This is a genomic window from Rhodanobacter sp. C01 (genome assembly GCF_002001045.1).
Classification (GTDB): Bacteria; Pseudomonadota; Gammaproteobacteria; order Xanthomonadales; family Rhodanobacteraceae; genus Rhodanobacter.
On record NZ_MUNR01000014.1, the window covers coordinates 533,973 to 552,200 of the forward strand.

The 18,228-nt window shown below is 64.7% G+C and carries 17 protein-coding genes; 4 read left to right on the forward strand and 13 right to left on the reverse strand.

Going from position 1 to position 18,228, the window contains the following annotated elements; translation table 11 throughout:
- Positions 1 to 1,245 carry a cysteine desulfurase gene (locus B0E50_RS16605; protein WP_077442419.1) on the forward strand — a complete coding sequence of 415 codons (1,245 nt, stop codon included), beginning with the start codon at positions 1 to 3 and terminating at the stop codon, positions 1,243 to 1,245.
- A 53-nt stretch (positions 1,246 to 1,298) separates the two neighbouring features.
- Here B0E50_RS16605 and B0E50_RS16610 read toward each other — a convergent pair whose 3' ends face one another.
- From B0E50_RS16610 to B0E50_RS16640, 7 genes are all read right to left on the reverse strand, one after another.
- Positions 1,299 to 2,027 carry a UDP-2,3-diacylglucosamine diphosphatase gene (locus B0E50_RS16610; protein WP_077442661.1) on the reverse strand — a complete coding sequence of 243 codons (729 nt, stop codon included), beginning with the start codon at positions 2,025 to 2,027 and terminating at the stop codon, positions 1,299 to 1,301.
- An 8-nt stretch (positions 2,028 to 2,035) separates the two neighbouring features.
- Entirely contained in the window at positions 2,036 to 2,740 is a 705-nt protein-coding gene (locus tag B0E50_RS16615; protein WP_077442420.1) for a peptidylprolyl isomerase, read from the reverse strand.
- A gap of 75 nt (positions 2,741 to 2,815) precedes the next feature.
- On the reverse strand, positions 2,816 to 4,333 hold the full coding sequence (locus B0E50_RS16620) for a Ppx/GppA phosphatase family protein (RefSeq protein WP_077442662.1): 1,518 nt from the start codon (positions 4,331 to 4,333) through the stop codon (positions 2,816 to 2,818).
- Between the two features lie 82 nt (positions 4,334 to 4,415).
- Positions 4,416 to 6,506, reverse strand: a complete 2,091-nt coding sequence (gene ppk1, locus B0E50_RS16625; RefSeq protein ID WP_077442421.1) for a polyphosphate kinase 1 — start codon at positions 6,504 to 6,506, stop codon at positions 4,416 to 4,418.
- Positions 6,507 to 6,820: 314 nt separating this feature from the next.
- Positions 6,821 to 7,912: a phosphate regulon sensor histidine kinase PhoR gene (phoR, locus tag B0E50_RS16630; RefSeq protein WP_254427349.1), complete on the reverse strand. Its 1,092-nt coding sequence runs from the start codon at positions 7,910 to 7,912 to the stop codon at positions 6,821 to 6,823.
- A gap of 259 nt (positions 7,913 to 8,171) precedes the next feature.
- Positions 8,172 to 8,861: a phosphate regulon transcriptional regulator PhoB gene (phoB, locus tag B0E50_RS16635; RefSeq protein ID WP_077442663.1), complete on the reverse strand. Its 690-nt coding sequence runs from the start codon at positions 8,859 to 8,861 to the stop codon at positions 8,172 to 8,174.
- Between the two features lie 82 nt (positions 8,862 to 8,943).
- A complete protein-coding gene (locus tag B0E50_RS16640; RefSeq protein ID WP_077442423.1) occupies positions 8,944 to 10,641 on the reverse strand; it encodes a M48 family metalloprotease in 1,698 nt (565 codons plus the stop codon).
- Between the two features lie 146 nt (positions 10,642 to 10,787).
- On the opposite strand from B0E50_RS16640, the gene grxC reads away from it, so the two are divergent.
- From grxC to B0E50_RS16655, 3 genes are all read left to right on the forward strand, one after another.
- Positions 10,788 to 11,051 carry a glutaredoxin 3 gene (gene grxC / locus B0E50_RS16645; protein WP_077442424.1) on the forward strand — a complete coding sequence of 88 codons (264 nt, stop codon included), beginning with the start codon at positions 10,788 to 10,790 and terminating at the stop codon, positions 11,049 to 11,051.
- On the forward strand, positions 11,048 to 11,428 hold the full coding sequence (locus tag B0E50_RS16650) for a carboxymuconolactone decarboxylase family protein (RefSeq protein ID WP_077442425.1): 381 nt from the start codon (positions 11,048 to 11,050) through the stop codon (positions 11,426 to 11,428). The genes grxC and B0E50_RS16650 overlap by 4 nt, the downstream gene beginning before the upstream one ends.
- A 231-nt stretch (positions 11,429 to 11,659) precedes the next feature.
- Positions 11,660 to 12,673 carry an isocitrate dehydrogenase gene (locus B0E50_RS16655; protein WP_077442426.1) on the forward strand — a complete coding sequence of 338 codons (1,014 nt, stop codon included), beginning with the start codon at positions 11,660 to 11,662 and terminating at the stop codon, positions 12,671 to 12,673.
- 72 nt (positions 12,674 to 12,745) lie between these two features.
- Here B0E50_RS16655 and B0E50_RS16660 read toward each other — a convergent pair whose 3' ends face one another.
- The 6 genes from B0E50_RS16660 to B0E50_RS16685 all read right to left on the reverse strand — a co-directional run bounded on the left by B0E50_RS16660 (position 12,746) and on the right by B0E50_RS16685 (position 18,035).
- Complete coding sequence (locus B0E50_RS16660; RefSeq protein WP_077442427.1) at positions 12,746 to 13,201, reverse strand: carboxymuconolactone decarboxylase family protein; 456 nt, start codon at positions 13,199 to 13,201, stop codon at positions 12,746 to 12,748.
- A 37-nt stretch (positions 13,202 to 13,238) separates the two neighbouring features.
- Entirely contained in the window at positions 13,239 to 14,141 is a 903-nt protein-coding gene (gene sigJ / locus B0E50_RS16665; RefSeq protein WP_077442664.1) for an RNA polymerase sigma factor SigJ, read from the reverse strand.
- Positions 14,142 to 14,213: 72 nt separating this feature from the next.
- On the reverse strand, positions 14,214 to 15,170 hold the full coding sequence (locus B0E50_RS16670; RefSeq protein ID WP_077442428.1) for an aspartyl/asparaginyl beta-hydroxylase domain-containing protein: 957 nt from the start codon (positions 15,168 to 15,170) through the stop codon (positions 14,214 to 14,216).
- Positions 15,171 to 15,257: 87 nt separating this feature from the next.
- Entirely contained in the window at positions 15,258 to 16,043 is a 786-nt protein-coding gene (thiD, locus tag B0E50_RS16675; protein ID WP_077442429.1) for a bifunctional hydroxymethylpyrimidine kinase/phosphomethylpyrimidine kinase, read from the reverse strand.
- An 11-nt stretch (positions 16,044 to 16,054) separates the two neighbouring features.
- Positions 16,055 to 17,437 (reverse strand): PhoH family protein, encoded by a 1,383-nt coding sequence (locus tag B0E50_RS16680; protein WP_077442430.1) that lies wholly within the window; start codon positions 17,435 to 17,437, stop codon positions 16,055 to 16,057.
- A 136-nt stretch (positions 17,438 to 17,573) separates the two neighbouring features.
- Positions 17,574 to 18,035, reverse strand: a complete 462-nt coding sequence (locus B0E50_RS16685; protein ID WP_077442431.1) for a peroxiredoxin — start codon at positions 18,033 to 18,035, stop codon at positions 17,574 to 17,576.
- Positions 18,036 to 18,228 lie beyond the last annotated feature (193 nt).

Sequence of the window (18,228 nt, forward strand, 5' to 3'; positions counted from 1 at the left end):
ATGAACGTCACGGCCAGCACTCCCACAGTCTTCGACGTCCAGCGTATCCGCGCAGACTTTCCGCTGCTGTCGCGCAGCGTGCATGGCAAGCCGCTGGTGTATCTCGACAATGCCAATACCAGCCAGAAGCCGGCGTCGGTGATCGAGGCAGTGAACGCGCACTACCGCGAACGCAATGCCAACGTGGCGCGCGCGGTGCATCAGCTTGGCGAGGAAGCCACCGCCGGTTACGAGGGCGCGCGCGACAAGCTGGCGCGTTTCATCAATGCGCCGTCGCGCAATGAGCTGATCCTCACGTCCGGCACCACCCAGTCGATCAACCTGGTCGCCTACAGCTACGCACTGCCACGCCTGAAAGCGGGTGATGCGATCCTCACCACGGTGATGGAACATCACGCGAACATCGTGCCGTGGCAGCTGGTTGCCGCGCGCAGCGGCGCCACGGTCAAGGCAGCACCGATCAACGAGCGCGGCGAGCTGATCGTCGACAAGTACCTCGAGATGCTGACGCCCGAGGTGAAGCTGGCCTGCGTCACCCATGTCTCGAACGTGCTTGGCACGGTCAATCCGGTGCGCGAGATTGCACGTGAGTGCAGGAAGCGCGGCATCGCGCTGCTGGTCGACGGCTCGCAAGCCGTGCCGCACCGGCCAGTCGACGTGCAGGCGCTGGGCTGCGATTTCTACGCGATCACCGGCCACAAGATGCTCGGGCCGACCGGCACCGGCGCGCTGTGGGCGAAGCGCGAGCACCTGGAGGCGATGCCGCCGTTCTTCGGTGGCGGTGAGATGATCCGCGAGGTGCGTTTCAGCGGCACCACGTTCGCCGCGCCGCCGCACAAGTTCGAGGCCGGCACGCCGAACATCGCCGGCTTCGTCGGCCTGGCCGCGGCGATCGATTATTACGAATCGATCGGTTTCGAGGCGATTCACGCGTGGGAGCAGCAACTGCTCGGTTATGCGACCGAGCGTCTGCGCGAGATTCCTGGCCTGCGCATCTTCGGCGAGGCGCCGGAGAAGGAGCCGGTGATCTCGTTCCTGCTCGACGGCGCGCAGGCCACCGACATGGCGACTCTGCTCGACCTGCAGGGCATCGCCGTGCGCTCGGGTCACCATTGCGCACATCCGTTGATGCAGTTCTACGACGTACCCGCCACGCTGCGTGCCTCGCTCGCGTTCTACAACACGCGCGAGGAAATCGACGCGTTCATCGTCGCGCTGCTCAAGGTGCGCAAGCTGCTGATGTAACCGTGATGTAACCGGATGCTGCGGCCGCGATTCGACCCGGTCCCGCAGCTTGCTCAGACGACGGCCAGTCCGCGTAGATCTACGTCGTCTGCGGTTACCCGCAACACCGAGCCATGTTCGTACCAGTCGCCGAGCACGATGCGCTGGGCCGGTCGGCCGTCCAGCTCGAACGCGTGCACGGCAGGTCGGTGCGTATGCCCGTGGATCAGCCGTGTCACGCCGGCCTGACGCATCGCCTCGGTCACTGCATCGGCATTCACGTCCATGATGCTTTCCATCGTGCTGCCGGTGTGCTGGCGGCTTTCCTCGCGTGCCCTGACGGCGAGTGCGCGGCGCGCCTCCAGCGGCATTGCCAGCACCTGCGCCTGCCATGCGGGCGAGCGCAGTTGCCGGCGCGCAGCCTGGTAGGCGATGTCGTCGGTGCACAGCACGTCGCCATGCATCAGCAGGGTGTGTTGACCCTGGACGTCGTGCACGGTGCCGTCATCAAGCAGGGTCATGCCGGCACGCCGGGCGAATGCTTCGCCGAGCAGGAAGTCGCGGTTGCCGACCATGAAGTACACCGGCACGCCGGCATCGCGCACGGCACGGGTGGCATCGGCGATGCGCCGCGGCAGATCGGCGTCGTCATCGTCGCCGATCCAGGCTTCGACCAGATCACCGAGGATATACAGCGCATCCGCGTGGCGGACCTCGTCGCCGGCCAGATAGTTTTCGAACAGGGTGGTGATCTGTGGCCGGGCCGGATCCATGTGCAGGTCGGAGATGAACAATGTCGCCATCGTGACGATCAACCGTTGTCGCTGGGCTTGGCGGGTTTCCGGCCGATCTTGGTCGCCGGTTTGACCGTGGCGGGTGCTGTTGCAGCAGGTGTCCCTGCGCTGGCGGCTGCAGCCGGTGTCTCCTCGCCAACCACATGCGCGCTTTCGATCAGCACCAGCGGATTGGGTACGTCGCCGGCAAACGGGCCAAGTGCGTGGGTGGGCATGGCGGCGATCTTGTCGACCACGTCCATGCCCTTGATCACCTTGCCGAACACGGCATAGCCCCAGGTCAGGCCGCTCTGGTTGCCGGCAAAATCGAGGCGGCGATTGTCGACCAGGTTGAAGAAGAACTGTGCAGTGCCGGAATTCGGGTCGGCACCGCGGGCGACTGCTACCGTGCCGCGCACGTTGGACAGGCCGTTATCGGCCTCGCTGGCAATGGCTGGACGCGTGCGTTTCGGCTGCAGGTCGCGTGTATACAGGCCGCCCTGCAGCAGATAGCCGGGAATCGCCCGGTGCATCAAGGTGCCGTCGTAGAAGCCGTCGCGCACGTATTGCAGGAAATTGGCCACGCTTTTCGGCGCCTTGTCCGGATACAGTTCCAGCGTGATGTCGCCTTGCGAGGTATGCAGCAGCACCTGGGGCGTCGACGCGGTGGCCGGCTTGATGGCTTGTGCCGCGAGGGTCAGCGGCAGGATCAGCAGGAGGGTGGCGAGCAGGGACTTGAGCATGGGCATCGGACAGTCTGGATATCCGGCCATGATACGCGGCTGCGGCGTGGTATGGCTCGGAATGCGACGCGTCGATCAGCTGGCAGATAGTTCCAGCCGCAGCCCCAACTCGGCCATCGGCGCCTGTTCCTGCTGCAAGTCGGCCTCGCTGAGCGGGTGCTGCTCCAGCCAGGCGATCGGCAGTTTCAGCCGCAGGGACTTGCTGTTGGCGGCCAGACGCATCGGCGGCAACGACTCGGCCCGGCGGGCGCGACGGAACAGTACCGCCAGGCGCAGCAGCGCGGTGGTGTAGCGTGCCAGCTGGCGATAGCGCTGTGGCAACGCCATGATCGCTGCCCGATCCGGTTTGCGCCGGTGCATTTCGACCACGGCGGCCAGCAGCTGCTGTTCCTGCCGCGAGAAGCCGGCCAGGTCGGCGTGGCGCAGGATATAGGCGCCGTGGTGGTGGTGCTGGCTGTGCGCGATGGCCAGGCCGATCTCGTGCACGCGCGATGCCCACGACAGCCACTCGCGCGCATCGGCGTCCAGTTTCCAGGACTTGGCGACCTGGTCGAAAAGCATCAATGCGGTCGACTCCACCCGGCGTGCCTGCGCACGATCGACGCCGTAGCGGGTAGCCAGTGCATCGATGCTGGCGGTACGCGGGTCGCTGCCACCGGCACGGCCGAGCAGGTCCCATAGCAGGCCCTCGCGCATCGAGCTTTCGCAAACGCGCATGCGCTCGATACCGAGCGCGGCGAACGCTGCCTCGAAGATCACCACGCCACCGGCGATCACCGGTGCACGATCCTCGGCCAGGCCGGGCAACTTGAGCGTGTCGACCTGGCCGTGCTCGATCAGCACGTCGCGCAGCGACGCAAGCGATGCCGGGGTGATGCCATCATCGGAGAACTTCATCGCCTGTACCACCGCGCCGATCGACTTGGCGGTGCCGGACGAACCAAAGGCATCCTGCCAGCCTGACTCGCGGTAGTCCTCGGCGAACTGCTGCAGCAGCACGCCGATCTCGCTGCGCGCGCGTTGCCAGCGCTTGCGGTTGAGCTTGCCGCCGGGGAAGAAGCGCAGGGTCGAGGCGATGCAGCCGGCCTGCACGCTTTCGGTGTGCAGCGGTGCCAGGCCGCGACCGATGATGAATTCGGTACTGCCACCGCCGACGTCGATCACCAGCCGTGGTTCACGCGAAGCGGGCAGGTCGTGCGCAGCGCCGAGGAAGATCAGGCGGCCTTCCTCGCGACCCGACACGACCTCGATCGGATGGCCAAGTGCGGTTTCCGCGGCAGTCAGGAATACATGCGGGGATGCCAGCCGGCGCACCGTATTGGTCGCCACGGCGCGCACGCGGATCGACGGCAGGCCGGCGATGCGTTGGCCGAAACGGGCCAGGCAGTTCAACGCGCGGGCACGCCGCTCGGCATCCAGGGTGCCGTCGGAGCGCAGGCCGGCGGCCATCCGCACGGTATCGCGCAGGCGATCGATCACGCGCGGTTCGCCGTGTTCCATGCGCGCCACCACCATGTGGAAGCTGTTCGAGCCCATGTCCACCGCGGCGATCAGCTCGCCATCGCGGATCGGTGTCTGTTCGGCTGGACTCACGCCCACACTCCCGGGATTGCGAGGTGCGGATTCTTGCACGCACGCGTGAAATGGATGAAAGGCTCTGTCAGTGTGGGCCGGATCATTGGCAGAACCGTTCGAGCAGGCCCAGCTGCGCGCTGTACGGCGGATTGTCGCCGGGCTGCGCACGGATATAGCGGCCGTCGCAGTCGAGCAGCCACGCCTGGGTGTTGTCGGCCAGTCCGTTGGCGAGGGTTTCCTCGAACACGCGCGCCGCCAGTTCGGGATCGAGGATGGGGAAGGCCACCTCGATCCGCCGCATCAGGTTGCGCTCCATCCAGTCGGCACTGGCACAGTACAACTCGGATTCGCCGTCGTTGGCGAACCAGTACACCCGGCTGTGCTCGAGGAATCGGCCGACGATCGAACGCACGCGGATGCGCTCGGAGATGCCCGACAGGCCCGGCCGCAGGGTGCAGGCGCCGCGCACGATCAGGTCGATCTCCACGCCGGCCTGCGAGGCGCGGTACAGTGCCTCGATCACATGCGCTTCGTTCAGTGCATTGAGCTTGGCCACGATGCGCGCGGGACGGCCGGCCAGCGCATGCGCGGTCTCGCGTTCGATCTTCGCCATCACGCCGGTGTACAGGGTGAACGGTGAGTGCAGCAGGCGCTTGAGCTCGATCCGTGGACCGAGGCCGGAGAGCTGCTGGAACACCTTGTGCAGATCCTCGCCGATCTCCTCGTTGGCCGTCATCAGGCCGATATCGGTGTACATCCGGCTGTTGACCTGATGGTAGTTGCCGGTGGACAGGTGGGCGTAGCGACGCAGCACCTCGCCCTCGCGGCGCACGATCAGCATCATCTTGGCGTGGGTCTTGTAGCCGACCACGCCGTAGACCACCTGCACACCAGCTTCCTGCAAGCGGGTCGCCAGGCGGATGTTGGCTTCCTCGTCGAAGCGTGCACGCAGCTCGATCACCACGGTCACGTCCTTGCCGTGGCGCGCGGCTTCCACCAGCAGGTCGACCAGCGGGGTGTCCTCGCCGGCGCGATACAGCGTCTGCTTGATCGCCAGCACCTGCGGGTCGGCAGTGGCCTGGCGCAGCAGGTCGATCACCGCGGCGAAACTCTGGTACGGGTGGTGCAGCAGCACGTCGCGCTGGCTGATCAGGTCGAACTTGTTCTTGCCGCTTTCCAGCGCTGCCGGCAGCTGCGGATTGAAGCGCGGAAACTTCAATTCGGGCCGGTCCAGCCAGTCGTAGATCAGGCCTGCACGGATGATGTTGACCGGACCGTCGCAGCGATAGACGTCCGATTCTTCAAGCTGGAAATTCTGGATCAGCATCGCGGTGATCGCCTGCGGGCAATCGTTGGCGATCTCCAGTCGTACCGGCCGCGCATAGCCGCGGCCGACCAGCTCTTCGCTGAGCGCGAGCGCCAGGTTTTCGACTTCGGCCTCCTCGACGATCAGCTCGCTGTTGCGGGTGACCCGGAACTGGTACGAGCCGACCACCTTGAAGCCCGGAAACATCAGGTCGACGAAGGCCTGCAGCAGCTCGGCCAGAAAGACGAAATGCTCCCCCGGCCCGCTGACCTCCGCGGGCACGCGGATGATCCGTGGCAGCGAACGCGGTGCGCGTACCAGCGCCATGTGGCCCTCGTGGCCGAACGCGTCGCGCCCCTTCAGTACCACGGCGATGTTCAGCGTCTTGTTGAGGATGCGCGGGAACGGATGCGCCGGGTCCAGCCCCAGCGGCGACAGCACCGGCAGCACCTCATGCTCGAAATAGCCCTGCAGCCAGCGCCGCTGGCGTGGATTCCAGCGTTTGCGGTTGAGCACATGGATGCGTTCGGCATCGAGTTGCGGGCCAAGTTCCTGCCAGCAGGCGTATTGCGCGGCGACCAGATCCAGCGCACGGCTGCGAATGCGTGCGAGCAGCTCGCCGGAAGGCAGGCCATCGGGCCCTGGCGCAGCCGAACCGTAGGCATGGTGGTGCTTGAGCATCGCCACCCGCACCTCGAAGAATTCGTCGAGGTTGTTCGCCACGATGCTCAGGTAGCGCAGCCGCTCCAGCAATGGCACGGTCGTGTCGCGCGCCATCGCCAGTACGCGGAAATTGAATTCCAGCGCGGCCAGTTCGCGGCTGAAGTAAAGCCCTGGAGCGGTCAGGTCAGGTTGGCTGGGCGAGGCAGGGGATGGGCGATGCATGGTTCATTCTGGCTTAAGAGCCTGTTCAATGTCTCCACGTGGCTCGCGTTGCACTCGCCTGGGCGCCAGGTGGTCGTACGTGGCGCAGCAGCTACCTGGCCGGTAGCTCAAGCTGCGCGCGGGCGCATGGCGCCCAGGCGAATGCAACCCGATGGGCCGGGTCTGTTTGCACACATGCCAGCGTCATCACTCGGTCGTGGACGGACGTCCACTCCCTCCTTCTTCCTTGGCCTGCGCACAAACAGCTCCCGGCGCGGGTCACGTGGAGACATTGAGCAGGCTCTGAAGCGCAGGCCAAGGAAACGCCACGATGTTCAGCTCTCGTCACCACTGTCCGGCGGCAGCAGCCGCGCGTGACCGAAATGGCAGGTGAACGTCGAGCCAGCACCGGGCGCACTCTCGATACGCAGCTGTGCCTGATGCAGGTTCAGCACATGCTTCACGATCGACAATCCGAGCCCGGTGCCGCCGCTGTCGCGCGAGCGGCTGGAAGAAATCCGGTAGAAGCGTTCGGTGAGCCGGGCCAGGTGCGTGGCCGGGATGCCGAAACCGGTGTCGATGACCGAGTACACCGCACCATCGGGCGTGCGCTGCCAGCGGATGGTGATGCTGCCGCCAGTCGGGGTATAGCGCACGGCATTGCTGACCAGGTTCGACAGCGCGCTGTGCAGATCCTTCGGTGAGCCGAGCAGATCCGCCTCGGCGGTGGATTCGAGCGTGATCTTGTGGCGTCCCTGGCTGAGCGCCTCGGCTTCCTTGCGTACGGTGGCCAGCAGCGGTGCCATCGGAACGCGCTCGTCGACGATCTGGTGCTGGGTCTCCAGCCGGGACAGGGCGAGCAGGTCCTCGACGATCTGGCCCATACGTTTCGACTGCGCGCGCATCTCGCCAAGCACCGGTGCCAGCTCGGGGACATCTTCCGGGTCGATCAGTTCGAGGTAGCCATGGATCACGGTGAGCGGTGTACGCAGCTCGTGCGACACGTTGGCCACGAAGTCGCGCCGGACCTGTTCGAGCCGGTTCAGATGGCTGATGTCGCGCGCCAGCAGCAGCTGCTGGCGGCGTCCGAACGGAAGCATGCTGACGTTGAGCTGGCTGTTCGCGTGGCCCGGAGCTGCCACGTCGTTGAGCGGTTCCCTGGTGCCATCGCGCAGCCAGTCGGACAGATCCGAGGTGGCCAGTCGCTGTTGCAGGACGACACCACGGTCCTTCGGTCGACGCAGTCCGAGCAGATCCTCGGCCGCGTGATTGAACCAGCGGACATGCTGGTCCTGATCCAGCAGTACCACGGCGTCGGGCAACTGGCTGGCGGCATTGCGCAGGTCGCGCAGGCTGGAGGCGATTCGGCGGGAACGCGTCATGAAACGGTCATGCTGGAGAGGGCTGGCGGAAGCCGGTGCTGCCATGATGGGCTGCACTTGATGACGGATTCGGGTCAGCAGCAAGACGACTTCCGCCATGGCGACCAGGGCAATTCCGCTGGCGATGTGTCCATGCACGAGCCAACCCAGCAGTCCGCCCACGACCAGTGCCGCCACGAGGGCGGCAGGCAGTTTCCACGGAGCTGTCTCAGCTTGGGCCATGCGGACGAGGTGCCGGTGGGCTCACGGTGACGGGAACCCAGCATCGGCAAAAGCCCGTGCCACCGCAAGCCTGTTGCGCAGATCAGGCACTCAGCGAGAAGCGGTAACCGGTGCCGCGCACGGTCTGCACCATGTCTTCCAGCTTCCACGGCTCCAGCGTCTTGCGCAGGCGGCGGATATGCACGTCGACGGTGCGCTCTTCCACGTAGACGCTGCCGCCCCACACGTGATCGAGCAATTGCGTGCGTGAATAGACGCGCTCGGGGTGGGTCATGAAGAAATACAGCAGGCGATATTCGGTGGGGCCGATCGGCACCGCCTCGTCGCCGGCGAACACCCGATGCGCCGGGCCGTCGATGCGCAACCTGCCCAGCTCGACCATGCCAGAACCGTCGTCGCCCTGGCTGCGCCGCAGCACGGCCTTGATCCGCGCGATCAGTTCGCGGGTGGAGAAAGGTTTCACCACGTAATCATCGACGCCGGCCTCCAGGCCGTTGACGCGATCCATCTCCTCGCCGCGCGCGGTGAGCATGATGATCGGGATCTCGCGGCTGAGTTCCTCCTTGCGCAGGCGCCGTGCCAGCTCCAGTCCGCTGGTGCCGGGCAGCATCCAGTCGAGCAGGATCAGGTCGGGTACCTGCTCGGCAATGGCCAGCTGGGCGGCGCGGGCGTCGGCGGCCTGCATCGCGTCCATGCCGGCTTTGCGCAGGGCGAAGGCGATCATTTCGCGTATCGATGCTTCGTCTTCAACGATCAGGATGCGTTTGTGCACGCCGTGGTCCATCGGTGGCTTGTGACGAAGATATTGCAGCGCACTAATGTTACGCGTCGATGACACCCATGCAAGCGTGATGTCACGGATGCGTCAGGCCGGCCGCGGCTGGTCCGGCGTCCAGGCCGAAGCAGAGCCGTCCGCTGCAGGCTCCCGGTTGCTGCCACTGCTGGCCATCCGGGCGGTCGTCGGTCCTGATCCTGCGCTTGTGCAGTTCGAGTACCAGTGGAGTCAGTTCGGCGATGCGTGCCTGGATACGCACCCGGGCGTAATAGTCCAGATCGTCGCGTTGCAGTAGCCGCTTGAGCTGCTCCATGGCGTCGAACGGGCGGCCGGAGTAGTAGCTGGCGTCGGCAAAGGCTTCGCCGGCGCGGATCTTGTCGCCGGCCTTGTCGCTGGCGCGGGCGTAGGCGGTGTAGATCTCCGGCTCGCTGGCGTTGTTCAGCAGGGGACGCAACAGATCCGCCGCCTGACTGGCCTGGGTGGTGTCGCCGCCGTTGGTGAGCGCTTCGGCATAAGCCAGCGCCACGGCACGGTTGCGTGGTGACTGGGCATTGATGCCGCTGTAGATGGCCATGGCAACGGCACGCTGGCCCGCCTGCAGGTGGGCGTCGGCCAGCGCAAGCCGCAGGATCAGGTTGTCCGGCCGCGACTTCAGCAGCGGCTGCAGTTGTTCGATCGCCTGGGTGCCGCGGCCGCTGCGGGTGAGCGCCAGGGCATAGCCGTAACGATTTGCGACGGTGTCGAAACCCGGTTCGTTCTGCAGGCTCGATGCATAGGAGATGGCCAGCTTGGGCGCATCACCCGCCAGCACGCGGACGCGTTCGCGCATGAATGCCCAGGTATCCCTGCGATCCGCCGCGGCCAGTGCCTGGCCCAGGGCGGCAGGATTCTTGACGAAGGGGATTGGCGCCGTGCTTTTTTCCCACTGGCCGTGATCCGTGATGTCGCCCGAAGGACGCTGCTTCTGGGCGGCGATCAGGGCACCAGCGCGCGCCTTGGCGTCGCTGATGCGCGCGGTGGTCACCGGATGGTCCTGCAACAGGGCGGGGATGTTCTCACCGCCTGCACCAGTGCTCATCACGTCCTCCATGCGCTGGAAGAAGCCGGCCATCGCGTTCGGGTCGTAGCCGGCATTGGCCAGCGTCTGGATACCGACGCGATCGGCCTCGATCTCGTCATGGCGGGTGAAATTGATCGATTTCTGCGCGATCAGGCCCTGGCCGCCGGCCAGTACCGCCATCGGCGCATCGCCGCCGCCAGCCGCCGAGGCGGCGATCGCCCCCAGCACCACCAGTGCCATCAGCGGCGCATCCTTCTTGGCGTCCTCGAATGCGCGCTGCAGGTGGTTCTGCGTGATATGGCCGATCTCGTGGGCGATCACGCCAGCCAGCTCGCTTTCGTTGTCGGTGATCGTGATGAGTCCCGAGTTCACCCCGATATAGCCGCCGGGCGCGGCGAACGCGTTGATCTCGGGATCCTTCACGATGAAGAACGCGAAGTGGTCCTTCGGCTTGTCGCTGTTGGCGACCAGCCGGAAACCGAGGTCGTTGATATAATCGTCCAGCAGCGGGTCGTCCACCACCATGTCCAGCGCGCGCATCTGGCGCAGCATGGCATCGCCGTAATCCTGCGCGTCCTGCGGCGAGATCAGCGCGTTCGCGGAACTGCCCAGGTCCGGCAGGCGCACGTCCTGCTGGGCGCTCGCGGTACAGCACAGCGCGGCGGCAATCAGGGCCGCAAGCAGGCGCGGTACAGGGCGTCGTGGTGTCATGGTCATGGGTAGGCGACAATACCACTGTGACCGCCGGAAGCAGTGTGGGTTCAGTGCGTGCCGCAAGCGGCGGCACGGGTTCAGTGCTTGAGTTGCCGGCTGGCGCGCCCCATATTCGGGTGGTCTTTTCCTGCTGTTGCGGAGTTGTCGTGATGTCGAAGATCGAGGTCTATTCCACCGCCGTATGCCCGTACTGCGTGGCCGCCAAGAACCTGCTCAAGTCCAAGGGACTGGAGTGGAACGAGGTGCGCGTCGATACGGATCCGGCTCAGCGCGACGCCATGCTGGCGCGTAGCGGTGGACACCGCACAGTGCCGCAGATCTTCATCAACGACCAGTTCGTGGGTGGCTATGACGAGCTGGTGGCGGCCGATCGCAGCGGCAAGCTGGCGCAATTGCTGGAGCAGGTTGCATGAGCGACAAGCTTGCCGAATTCACCGCGTTCCGCCAGCGCATGAACGAGCGCATCCTGGCCGAGGACAACCAGGTCGTGCGGCGCTTCTTCGCGCTGGACACGCAAACCTACAAGGCCGGTGCGCTGGACGTGAGGACCAAGGAGATGCTTGGCCTGGTCGCCTCGCTGGTACTGCGCTGCGATGACTGCATCAGCTACCACGTGGCACAGTGCAAGGAAGCCGGCGTCGAACGCGATGCGTTCTTCGAGGTGTTCAGCGTGGGGCTGGTGGTGGGTGGCTCGATCGTGATCCCGCATCTGCGTCGTGCGGTGGATCTGCTCGATCAGCTGGAATCAGGCGCCACCACTGATGCGGCGTGCTGCAACGATCACGCCTGACGAAAGCCGGTCGGGCCAGCGTCGCCCGGACGTGAAAGTCTGCGGCAACCGCTTGGGTATTGCGCGGGTCATGCGCTTTTTTGCCACGCAGCGTACGAGTATTTTCAACGCCTTGCGGGGTGCCTGCACTGTTCGCATGGCACGGCATCGGCGATAATTGAACGGCTACGGCCCGTGCCTGCATCCCCACTGCACCGGCCGCTCGACGTTTTCCGTTCAAGGAGTTTCCCCATGAGCAAGACAATTGCCGTGATCCCGGGCGATGGCATCGGCCCGGAGATCATGACTGCCACGCTGCGCGTGCTCGACGCGCTTGACTGCGGCCTGACCTATGACTTCGTCGACGCCGGCATGGTCGCGTTCGAGAAGCACGGCGAGCTGTTGCCGCAGTCCACGCTGGACGTGATCGGCAAGCACAAGGTGGCGCTGAAAGGTCCGCTGACCACGCCGATCGGCGACGGCTTCACTTCCATCAACGTGACCCTGCGCCGGCATTTCGATCTGTACGCGAATGTGCGTCCGGCCATCAGTTTCCCGGGTACCAAGTCGCGCTACGAAAACATCGACATCATCACGGTGCGCGAGAACACCGAGGGCGCCTATCGCTCCGAGGGACAGACCCTGTCCGCCGACGGCGAGATCGCCGAGTCGGTTGCCCGCAACACCCGCACCGGCAGCACCCGCATCGTGCGCTACGCGTTCGAGCTGGCGGTGAAGAAAGGCCGCAAGAAGGTCACCGCCGTGCACAAGGCGAACATCCTGAAGACCAGTTCGGGCCTGTTCCTCAACGTGGCGCGCGAGATCGCCAAGGAATATCCGCAGATCGAGTTCAACGAAATGATCGTGGACAACACCTGCATGCAGCTGGTGATGAAGCCCGAGCAGTTCGACGTGATCGTCACCACCAACCTGTTCGGCGACATCCTGTCCGACCTCTGTGCCGGTCTGGTCGGCGGTCTCGGTCTGGCGCCGGGCGACAATATCGGCACCACCGCGGCGATCTTCGAAGCCGTGCACGGTTCGGCCCCGGACATTGCCGGCAAGGGCATCGCCAACCCGTGCGCCTTGCTGCTGGCTGCTGCCGACATGCTCGACCATCTGGACATGGTGGCCAAGGGCGATCAGCTGCGTCAGGCGATTCGCGCCACCATGACCGACGACCGCGCCAGCGTGACCCCCGATATCGGTGGCAAGGGCAGCACCGACAGCTTTGCTGACGCCATCGTGAAGCACGTCAAAGGCTGAGCCTCAAACAGGCTCGATATAGATAATGCAAAAGCCGCGGCGATCAGCCGCGGCTTTTTCATGGCCGGCGATTCAGTGCGATGCCGGCTTGTAGTTGCCCACGTCGGCCTGCGACGGGATGGCGATGCGGTTCCAGCTGTTGATAAGGATCACCGCCAGGTCGAGGTCGACCAGCTCCTTTTCGCTGAACTGGGCGCGAGCCTCCCCGTATACCTCGTCGGATATGCCGTGGACCGGATCGAGTCGGGTCACTGCTTCGCACCAGGCCAGTGCAGCGCGTTCGCGTGCGCTGTAGAACGGCGCCTCGCGCCAGGCCTGCAGCAGGTACAGGCGCTGTTCGGTTTCGCCGGCGGCGCGGGCGTCCTTGCTGTGCATATCCAGGCAATAGGCGCAGCCGTTGAGTTGCGAGGCACGCATCAGCACCAGTTCGATCAGGCCTTGTTCGAGGCCGCAGTTTCTGACGTATTCGCCCAGGGCAAAAAGCGGCTTCAGGGCTTCGGTGTGCCTGGTGGCATTGAAACGGGGCATGGGGATTTCCTTGCAGTGTACGGCCGGGATTGGCCACTCAATGCAAGGACGCCGATGCTGCCGGTTTCGTGACAGCCGCCAGCCGGGCGAGCTTGTCGGGGTGGCGCAGGGAGTGCACGGCGGTGATGCGCTCGCCGTCGTCGTCGATCCAGCTGGCCGTGATCAGCGTGTCGCCATGCCAGCCGAACAGGGCCGGCATGCCATTGAGCTGGCGGATCTCGTGGCGCACGCCGTAGCGCTGCTGTTGCAGCGCAATCTGCATGTAAAGGCGGGTCAGCCGCTCGGCTCCGTGCAACGGATGCAGGGTGGCTCTTGCCAGGCCGCCGCCGTCGGCAACGCTCATGGCATCCTCGGCAAACAGGGCTCGAAGGGTGGGTATGTCAGGCTGCTGCAGCGCCTGCATGAAGCGTTCGAGCAGACGCCGCTGGGTGGCGATGTTCGGCATCGCCTGGCGCGGACGATCCTCGCGCAGCCGTTGCTTCGCGCGGTGCACGCGCTGGCGGCAGGCATCCTCGCCAATGTCGAGCATCGCGGCCGTCTCGGCGTGGCTGTAATCGAATACTTCGCGCAGCAGGAAGGCGGCGCGTTCTTCCGCGCTCAACCGTTCCAGCAATAGCAGAAAGCTCAGGGTCAGACTCTCGGCACGCTCCAGTTGTGCCTCGGGCTGTTCGGACTCCGCGATCAGTGGCTCCGGCAGCCAGGGGCCGGGATAGTGCGCACGTTCGGTCTTGGCGCGGCGCAGGCGATCCAGTGCGATGCGCGTGGTCACGGTGACCAGCCATGCCTCGGCATCGTCCAACGCCTCGATATCCTGCGCATGCAAGCGCAGCCACGCGTCATGCAGCACGTCCTCGGCATCGGTCGGTGTACCGAGCATGCGGTAGGCCAGCCCGAACAGGCGGGGGCGGTGTTGCTGGAACAGGTCAGCAGGCGAATCCATGGCGTTCTCCGACGAGGTACGCATCAAGGACGCACGAGAATCATTCGATGTGACAGCTCAGCGGAGCATCGTTTATCGAAGCAGCGGCCAAGGCGCCAGGAAGATCAGCCAGATCAGCAGCAGGATGCCGAGGTATTTGCAGGCCTTGTAAAGCTTCTTGTGGCGGCTCTTGAACGCAACCTTGAACGCATGGCTGGCGCCGCGCCTGCGCTGACTCAACGCAAACAGGCGGTTCACGAAACCGGTCTCCTCAACCTCGCCTTCGGTGTTCGGCGACGCGGTGATCTTGCCCATGAACGCGCCAACGCGGTGGTTGATCGCATTCATCCAGCGCGTACGCAGTGGTCGCTCGACGTCGGCGAACAGGATCACGCGGGTCTGCTCGCTGGTATTTTCGGCCCAGTGCACATAGGTCTCGTCGAACACGACGTCCTTGCCGTCACCCCATGCGTGCTCCTCGCCGTCGACGAAGATCCGGCAACTCCTCGAATTGGGTGTGATCAGACCCAGGTGATAGCGCAGCGAACCAGCGAATGGATCGCGGTGCGGATTGAGTTTGCTGCCCGGTGGCAGCAGCGCGAACATCGCGGCCTTCACGCTGGGGATCGATTTCAGCAAGGCGACCGTCTGCGGGCACAACGCCTCGGCCGAGGCCAGCGGTTCGCCGTACCACTTCAGGTAGAAACGCTTCCAGCCCTGCTTGAAGAAACTGTTGAAGCTGGCGTCGTTGTTCTTGGCGGCGGCGCGGATGTAACCCTCGTCGAACAGATGCGTCGCCTCGTCACGGATCGCCTGCCAGTTCGCCTGCAGCAGGTCCAGCTGGGGGAAGCCACGGCGGTCCAGGATTGGCCGCGCCGGCACTGCCGAGAACGCGTACATCAACAAGTTGTACGGCGCAAAAATCGCCGAGTGGTCGACCAGCTGGCGATCGAAACGCAGCCGCACACGCCCGCGCAGGTGCACCAGCAGCACGCACAGCGCGAAGAAGACGAACAGGAGCAGCAGAACAAGGCGGGGAGCAAGGATCATGCAGACAGGAGCAACCATGGCAGGGCAGTCATTGCTTCATTCTACTCGTTTGCCTTGGGCCACTGCGTCCGGAAGGGATGCCAGCGTTCAGTGTCGCATGACATGGGCGCTGCCGCTGCCGGGCCGGTAGCCTCGTTGCAGCGCGCGATGCACGTAGGCAACTGCGCGCCGCACGGCTGAGCGTGGCGAACTGTCGCGGGCGAGTCCGGCGGCGATCGCCGCGGCCAGGGTACAACCAGTGCCATGACCTTCCAGCGGCAGGCGCGGATGGCACAGTTCCAGCATGCCGCGCGCATCGTAATAGCGATCGACCACCTCGCTGCCTCGACCGTGGCCACCCTTGAGCAGCACGGCGCCGGCGCCTAGCGCCAGCAGTGCTTCACCCGCAGCATGGCATTGCGCAGCGGTCTTGATCGGGTGGCCGAGGAGTGCCTCGGCTTCGGGCAGGTTCGGGGTGAGGATGTCAGCCAGCGGGATCAGTTCTTCGGTCAGCGCGTCGACCGCATGTTCATCCAGCAGGCGTGCGCCACTGGTGGCAATCATCACCGGGTCGACCACCAGCCAGGCCGGCTTGCGCGCAGCCATCTCACGCGCCACCAACCGGGTGATCGCTGCGCTGCCAAGCATGCCGGTCTTGACCGCAGCGATCGGAAAATCGTCGAACAACGCGTCGAGCTGGCTGCGGATATGCGTCAGCGGCACCGTGTGCACGGCGCTGACGCCGCGGGTGTTTTGCGAAGTAATGGCCGTGATCGTGGACAGCCCGTGCACGCCTCGTGCATGGAAGGTTTTAAGGTCAGCCTGGATGCCCGCACCACCGCCGGAATCGGAGCCGGCGATGGTGAGAGCAATCGGTGGTTGCGAGCCTGGCATGCGGTCGAACGCTAGAGCGCCTCCGCTGCGAAGTCTGCCAGCCGCGAGCGCTCGCCACGACGCAGGGTGATGTGCGCCGAATGCTCCCACTGCTTGAAGCGATCCACCGCGTAGGTGAGGCCGGAGGTGGTCTCGGTCAGGTAGGGCGTGTCGATCTGCTCGACGTTGCCGAGGCAGACGATCTTGGTACCGGGGCCGGCACGGGTGATCAGGGTCTTCATCTGCTTCGGCGTGAGGTTCTGCGCCTCGTCGATGATCAGGTAGCGGCTGAGGAAGGTGCGCCCGCGCATGAAGTTGAGCGAGCGGATCTTGATGCGCGAGGCAAGCAGGTCGTTGGTCGCCTGGCGGCCCCAACTGCCGCCGTCCTCGGGATTGGCGAGCACTTCGAGGTTGTCGGTCAGCGCGCCCATCCACGGCGTCATCTTCTCTTCCTCGGTGCCGGGCAGGAAGCCGATGTCCTCGCCGACCGAGACGGTGGCGCGGGTCATGATGATCTCGCGGTAGCGTTGCTGGTCCATCACCTGGGCCAGGCCAGCTGCCAGTGCCAGCAAGGTCTTGCCGGTGCCGGCGTTGCCGAGCAGGGTGACGAAATCGACATCCGGGTCCATCAGTGCGTTGAGCGCGAAATTCTGCTCGCGGTTGCGCGCGCCGATGCCCCACACGTGATGGTTGGCGTGCGAATGGTCATCCAGCAGTACCAGCGTGGCGTGGGTGTCGTCGAGGTGCAGTACGCGCAATTCGACGTTGTTCTCGCCGGGCAGGAACAGGCATTCATTGGGATGCCAGTCTTCCTCCTCGTGACGATCCACCTTGTAGAAGGTGCGTCCGCGCTCGGTCCACGACTGCACTTCCGGATGCTTGTCCCAGAAGTCCTCGCTCAGCTCGGTCGATCCGGTGTAGAGCAGGGAGAAATCATCCAGCGCGCGATCGTTCTCGTAGTCCTCGGCGACGATGCCGTTGATACTGGCCTTGATCCGCAGGTTGATGTCCTTGGTGACCAGGATCACCGCACGATCGGGATTCTGGTCGCGCAGCTCGATCACTGCCGAGAGGATCTGGTTGTCGGCCTTGGTGTGGCCATTGCTGCTGGTGCGGTGCTGGAAGTACAGCCGGCCCACCGAGCCGCCACGCTTGAGCTTGATGCCCTGCGGATTGCTCAGTTCCAGTCCCTCGCCGAGGTCGCGCTGTTTGCCCAGCTCGATCAGTTCGTTGAGGAAGCGGCTGACCTGGCGGCCGTTGCGCGAGACTTCCGAGGCGCCTTTCTTTTTTTCGTCGAGCTCCTCCAGCACGGTCATCGGGATGAAGACGTCGTGTTCCTCGAAGCGGAACAGCGAGGTCGGGTCATGCAGCAGGACGTTGGTATCGAGAGCGTAGATGCGCTTGCTTCCGGTCATGCGGAAGTGTCCTCGCTGGTGGGGAGATGAAAGAGCCGCGATGCAAGGTGCGCCGCGGGAGCGTGATGATGACGGCACGAGACACCTGCCGGTTGCCGGTAGCCCGTGTCGGTGGAGGCCATGAACGGGAGTGCGATCACTTGGCAGGAATGGTGTCGAGCACGTCTTGGGCATGACCCGGCACTTTCACTCCGCGCCATTCGTGGGCCAGCTTCCCTGCGGGATCGATCAGGAAGGTGCTGCGCACGATGCCCAAATGACGCTTTCCGTAAAGCACTTTTTCATGGATCACATCGAATGCCTGGCACCATGTCTCGTCGGGATCGGAAACCAGCGGGAACGGCAGCTCCTGTTTCCCGGCAAAATTAGCGTGCGATTTTACGGAATCGCGTGACACGCCGATGACTTGTGCATGGCGCTGGCGGAATTTCGGATAAAGGTCGCGAAAATCCCTGGCCTCATTGGTGCAGCCTGGCGTACTGTCCTTGGGATAGAAATACACCACCACCCACTGGCCTTTAAGGCTGCCCAGCTTCAATTCACTGCCGTCGTTGGTTGCACCGTGGAGCGAAGGTACTTTCTTGCCGATTTCGGGCATGACTATTCCTGCACAGCGGCAAGCCGCTGCGCGCGCAGATGAGAAGGAAGGTTCGGGAGCCGGCTGACGGTGCACACTGCGGGCGGTGCGCAGAAGGCGATCGGATTGGATCGACACACTGACGGCAATGCAGGGTTCCTCGGTAGTCCGGGACCAAGACTAGCGCGTGCGTACCCGTCGATAACAGTCCTTG

Excerpts from the sequence above, each read along its gene's own strand:
- B0E50_RS16605 (WP_077442419.1), top strand. The coding sequence starts at position 1 with ATGAACGTCACGGCCAGCACTCCCACAGTCTTCGACGTCCAGCGTATC.
- B0E50_RS16610 (WP_077442661.1), bottom strand. The coding sequence starts at position 2,027 with ATGGCGACATTGTTCATCTCCGACCTGCACATGGATCCGGCCCGGCCA.
- B0E50_RS16615 (WP_077442420.1), bottom strand. The coding sequence starts at position 2,740 with ATGCTCAAGTCCCTGCTCGCCACCCTCCTGCTGATCCTGCCGCTGACC.
- ppk1 (WP_077442421.1), bottom strand. The coding sequence starts at position 6,506 with ATGCATCGCCCATCCCCTGCCTCGCCCAGCCAACCTGACCTGACCGCT.
- phoR (WP_254427349.1), bottom strand. The coding sequence starts at position 7,912 with ATGGCAGCACCGGCTTCCGCCAGCCCTCTCCAGCATGACCGTTTCATG.
- B0E50_RS16640 (WP_077442423.1), bottom strand. The coding sequence starts at position 10,641 with ATGACCATGACACCACGACGCCCTGTACCGCGCCTGCTTGCGGCCCTG.
- grxC (WP_077442424.1), top strand. The coding sequence starts at position 10,788 with ATGTCGAAGATCGAGGTCTATTCCACCGCCGTATGCCCGTACTGCGTG.
- B0E50_RS16650 (WP_077442425.1), top strand. The coding sequence starts at position 11,048 with ATGAGCGACAAGCTTGCCGAATTCACCGCGTTCCGCCAGCGCATGAAC.
- B0E50_RS16655 (WP_077442426.1), top strand. The coding sequence starts at position 11,660 with ATGAGCAAGACAATTGCCGTGATCCCGGGCGATGGCATCGGCCCGGAG.
- B0E50_RS16660 (WP_077442427.1), bottom strand. The coding sequence starts at position 13,201 with ATGCCCCGTTTCAATGCCACCAGGCACACCGAAGCCCTGAAGCCGCTT.
- sigJ (WP_077442664.1), bottom strand. The coding sequence starts at position 14,141 with ATGGATTCGCCTGCTGACCTGTTCCAGCAACACCGCCCCCGCCTGTTC.
- B0E50_RS16670 (WP_077442428.1), bottom strand. The coding sequence starts at position 15,170 with ATGATCCTTGCTCCCCGCCTTGTTCTGCTGCTCCTGTTCGTCTTCTTC.
- thiD (WP_077442429.1), bottom strand. The coding sequence starts at position 16,043 with ATGCCAGGCTCGCAACCACCGATTGCTCTCACCATCGCCGGCTCCGAT.
- B0E50_RS16680 (WP_077442430.1), bottom strand. The coding sequence starts at position 17,437 with ATGACCGGAAGCAAGCGCATCTACGCTCTCGATACCAACGTCCTGCTG.
- B0E50_RS16685 (WP_077442431.1), bottom strand. The coding sequence starts at position 18,035 with ATGCCCGAAATCGGCAAGAAAGTACCTTCGCTCCACGGTGCAACCAAC.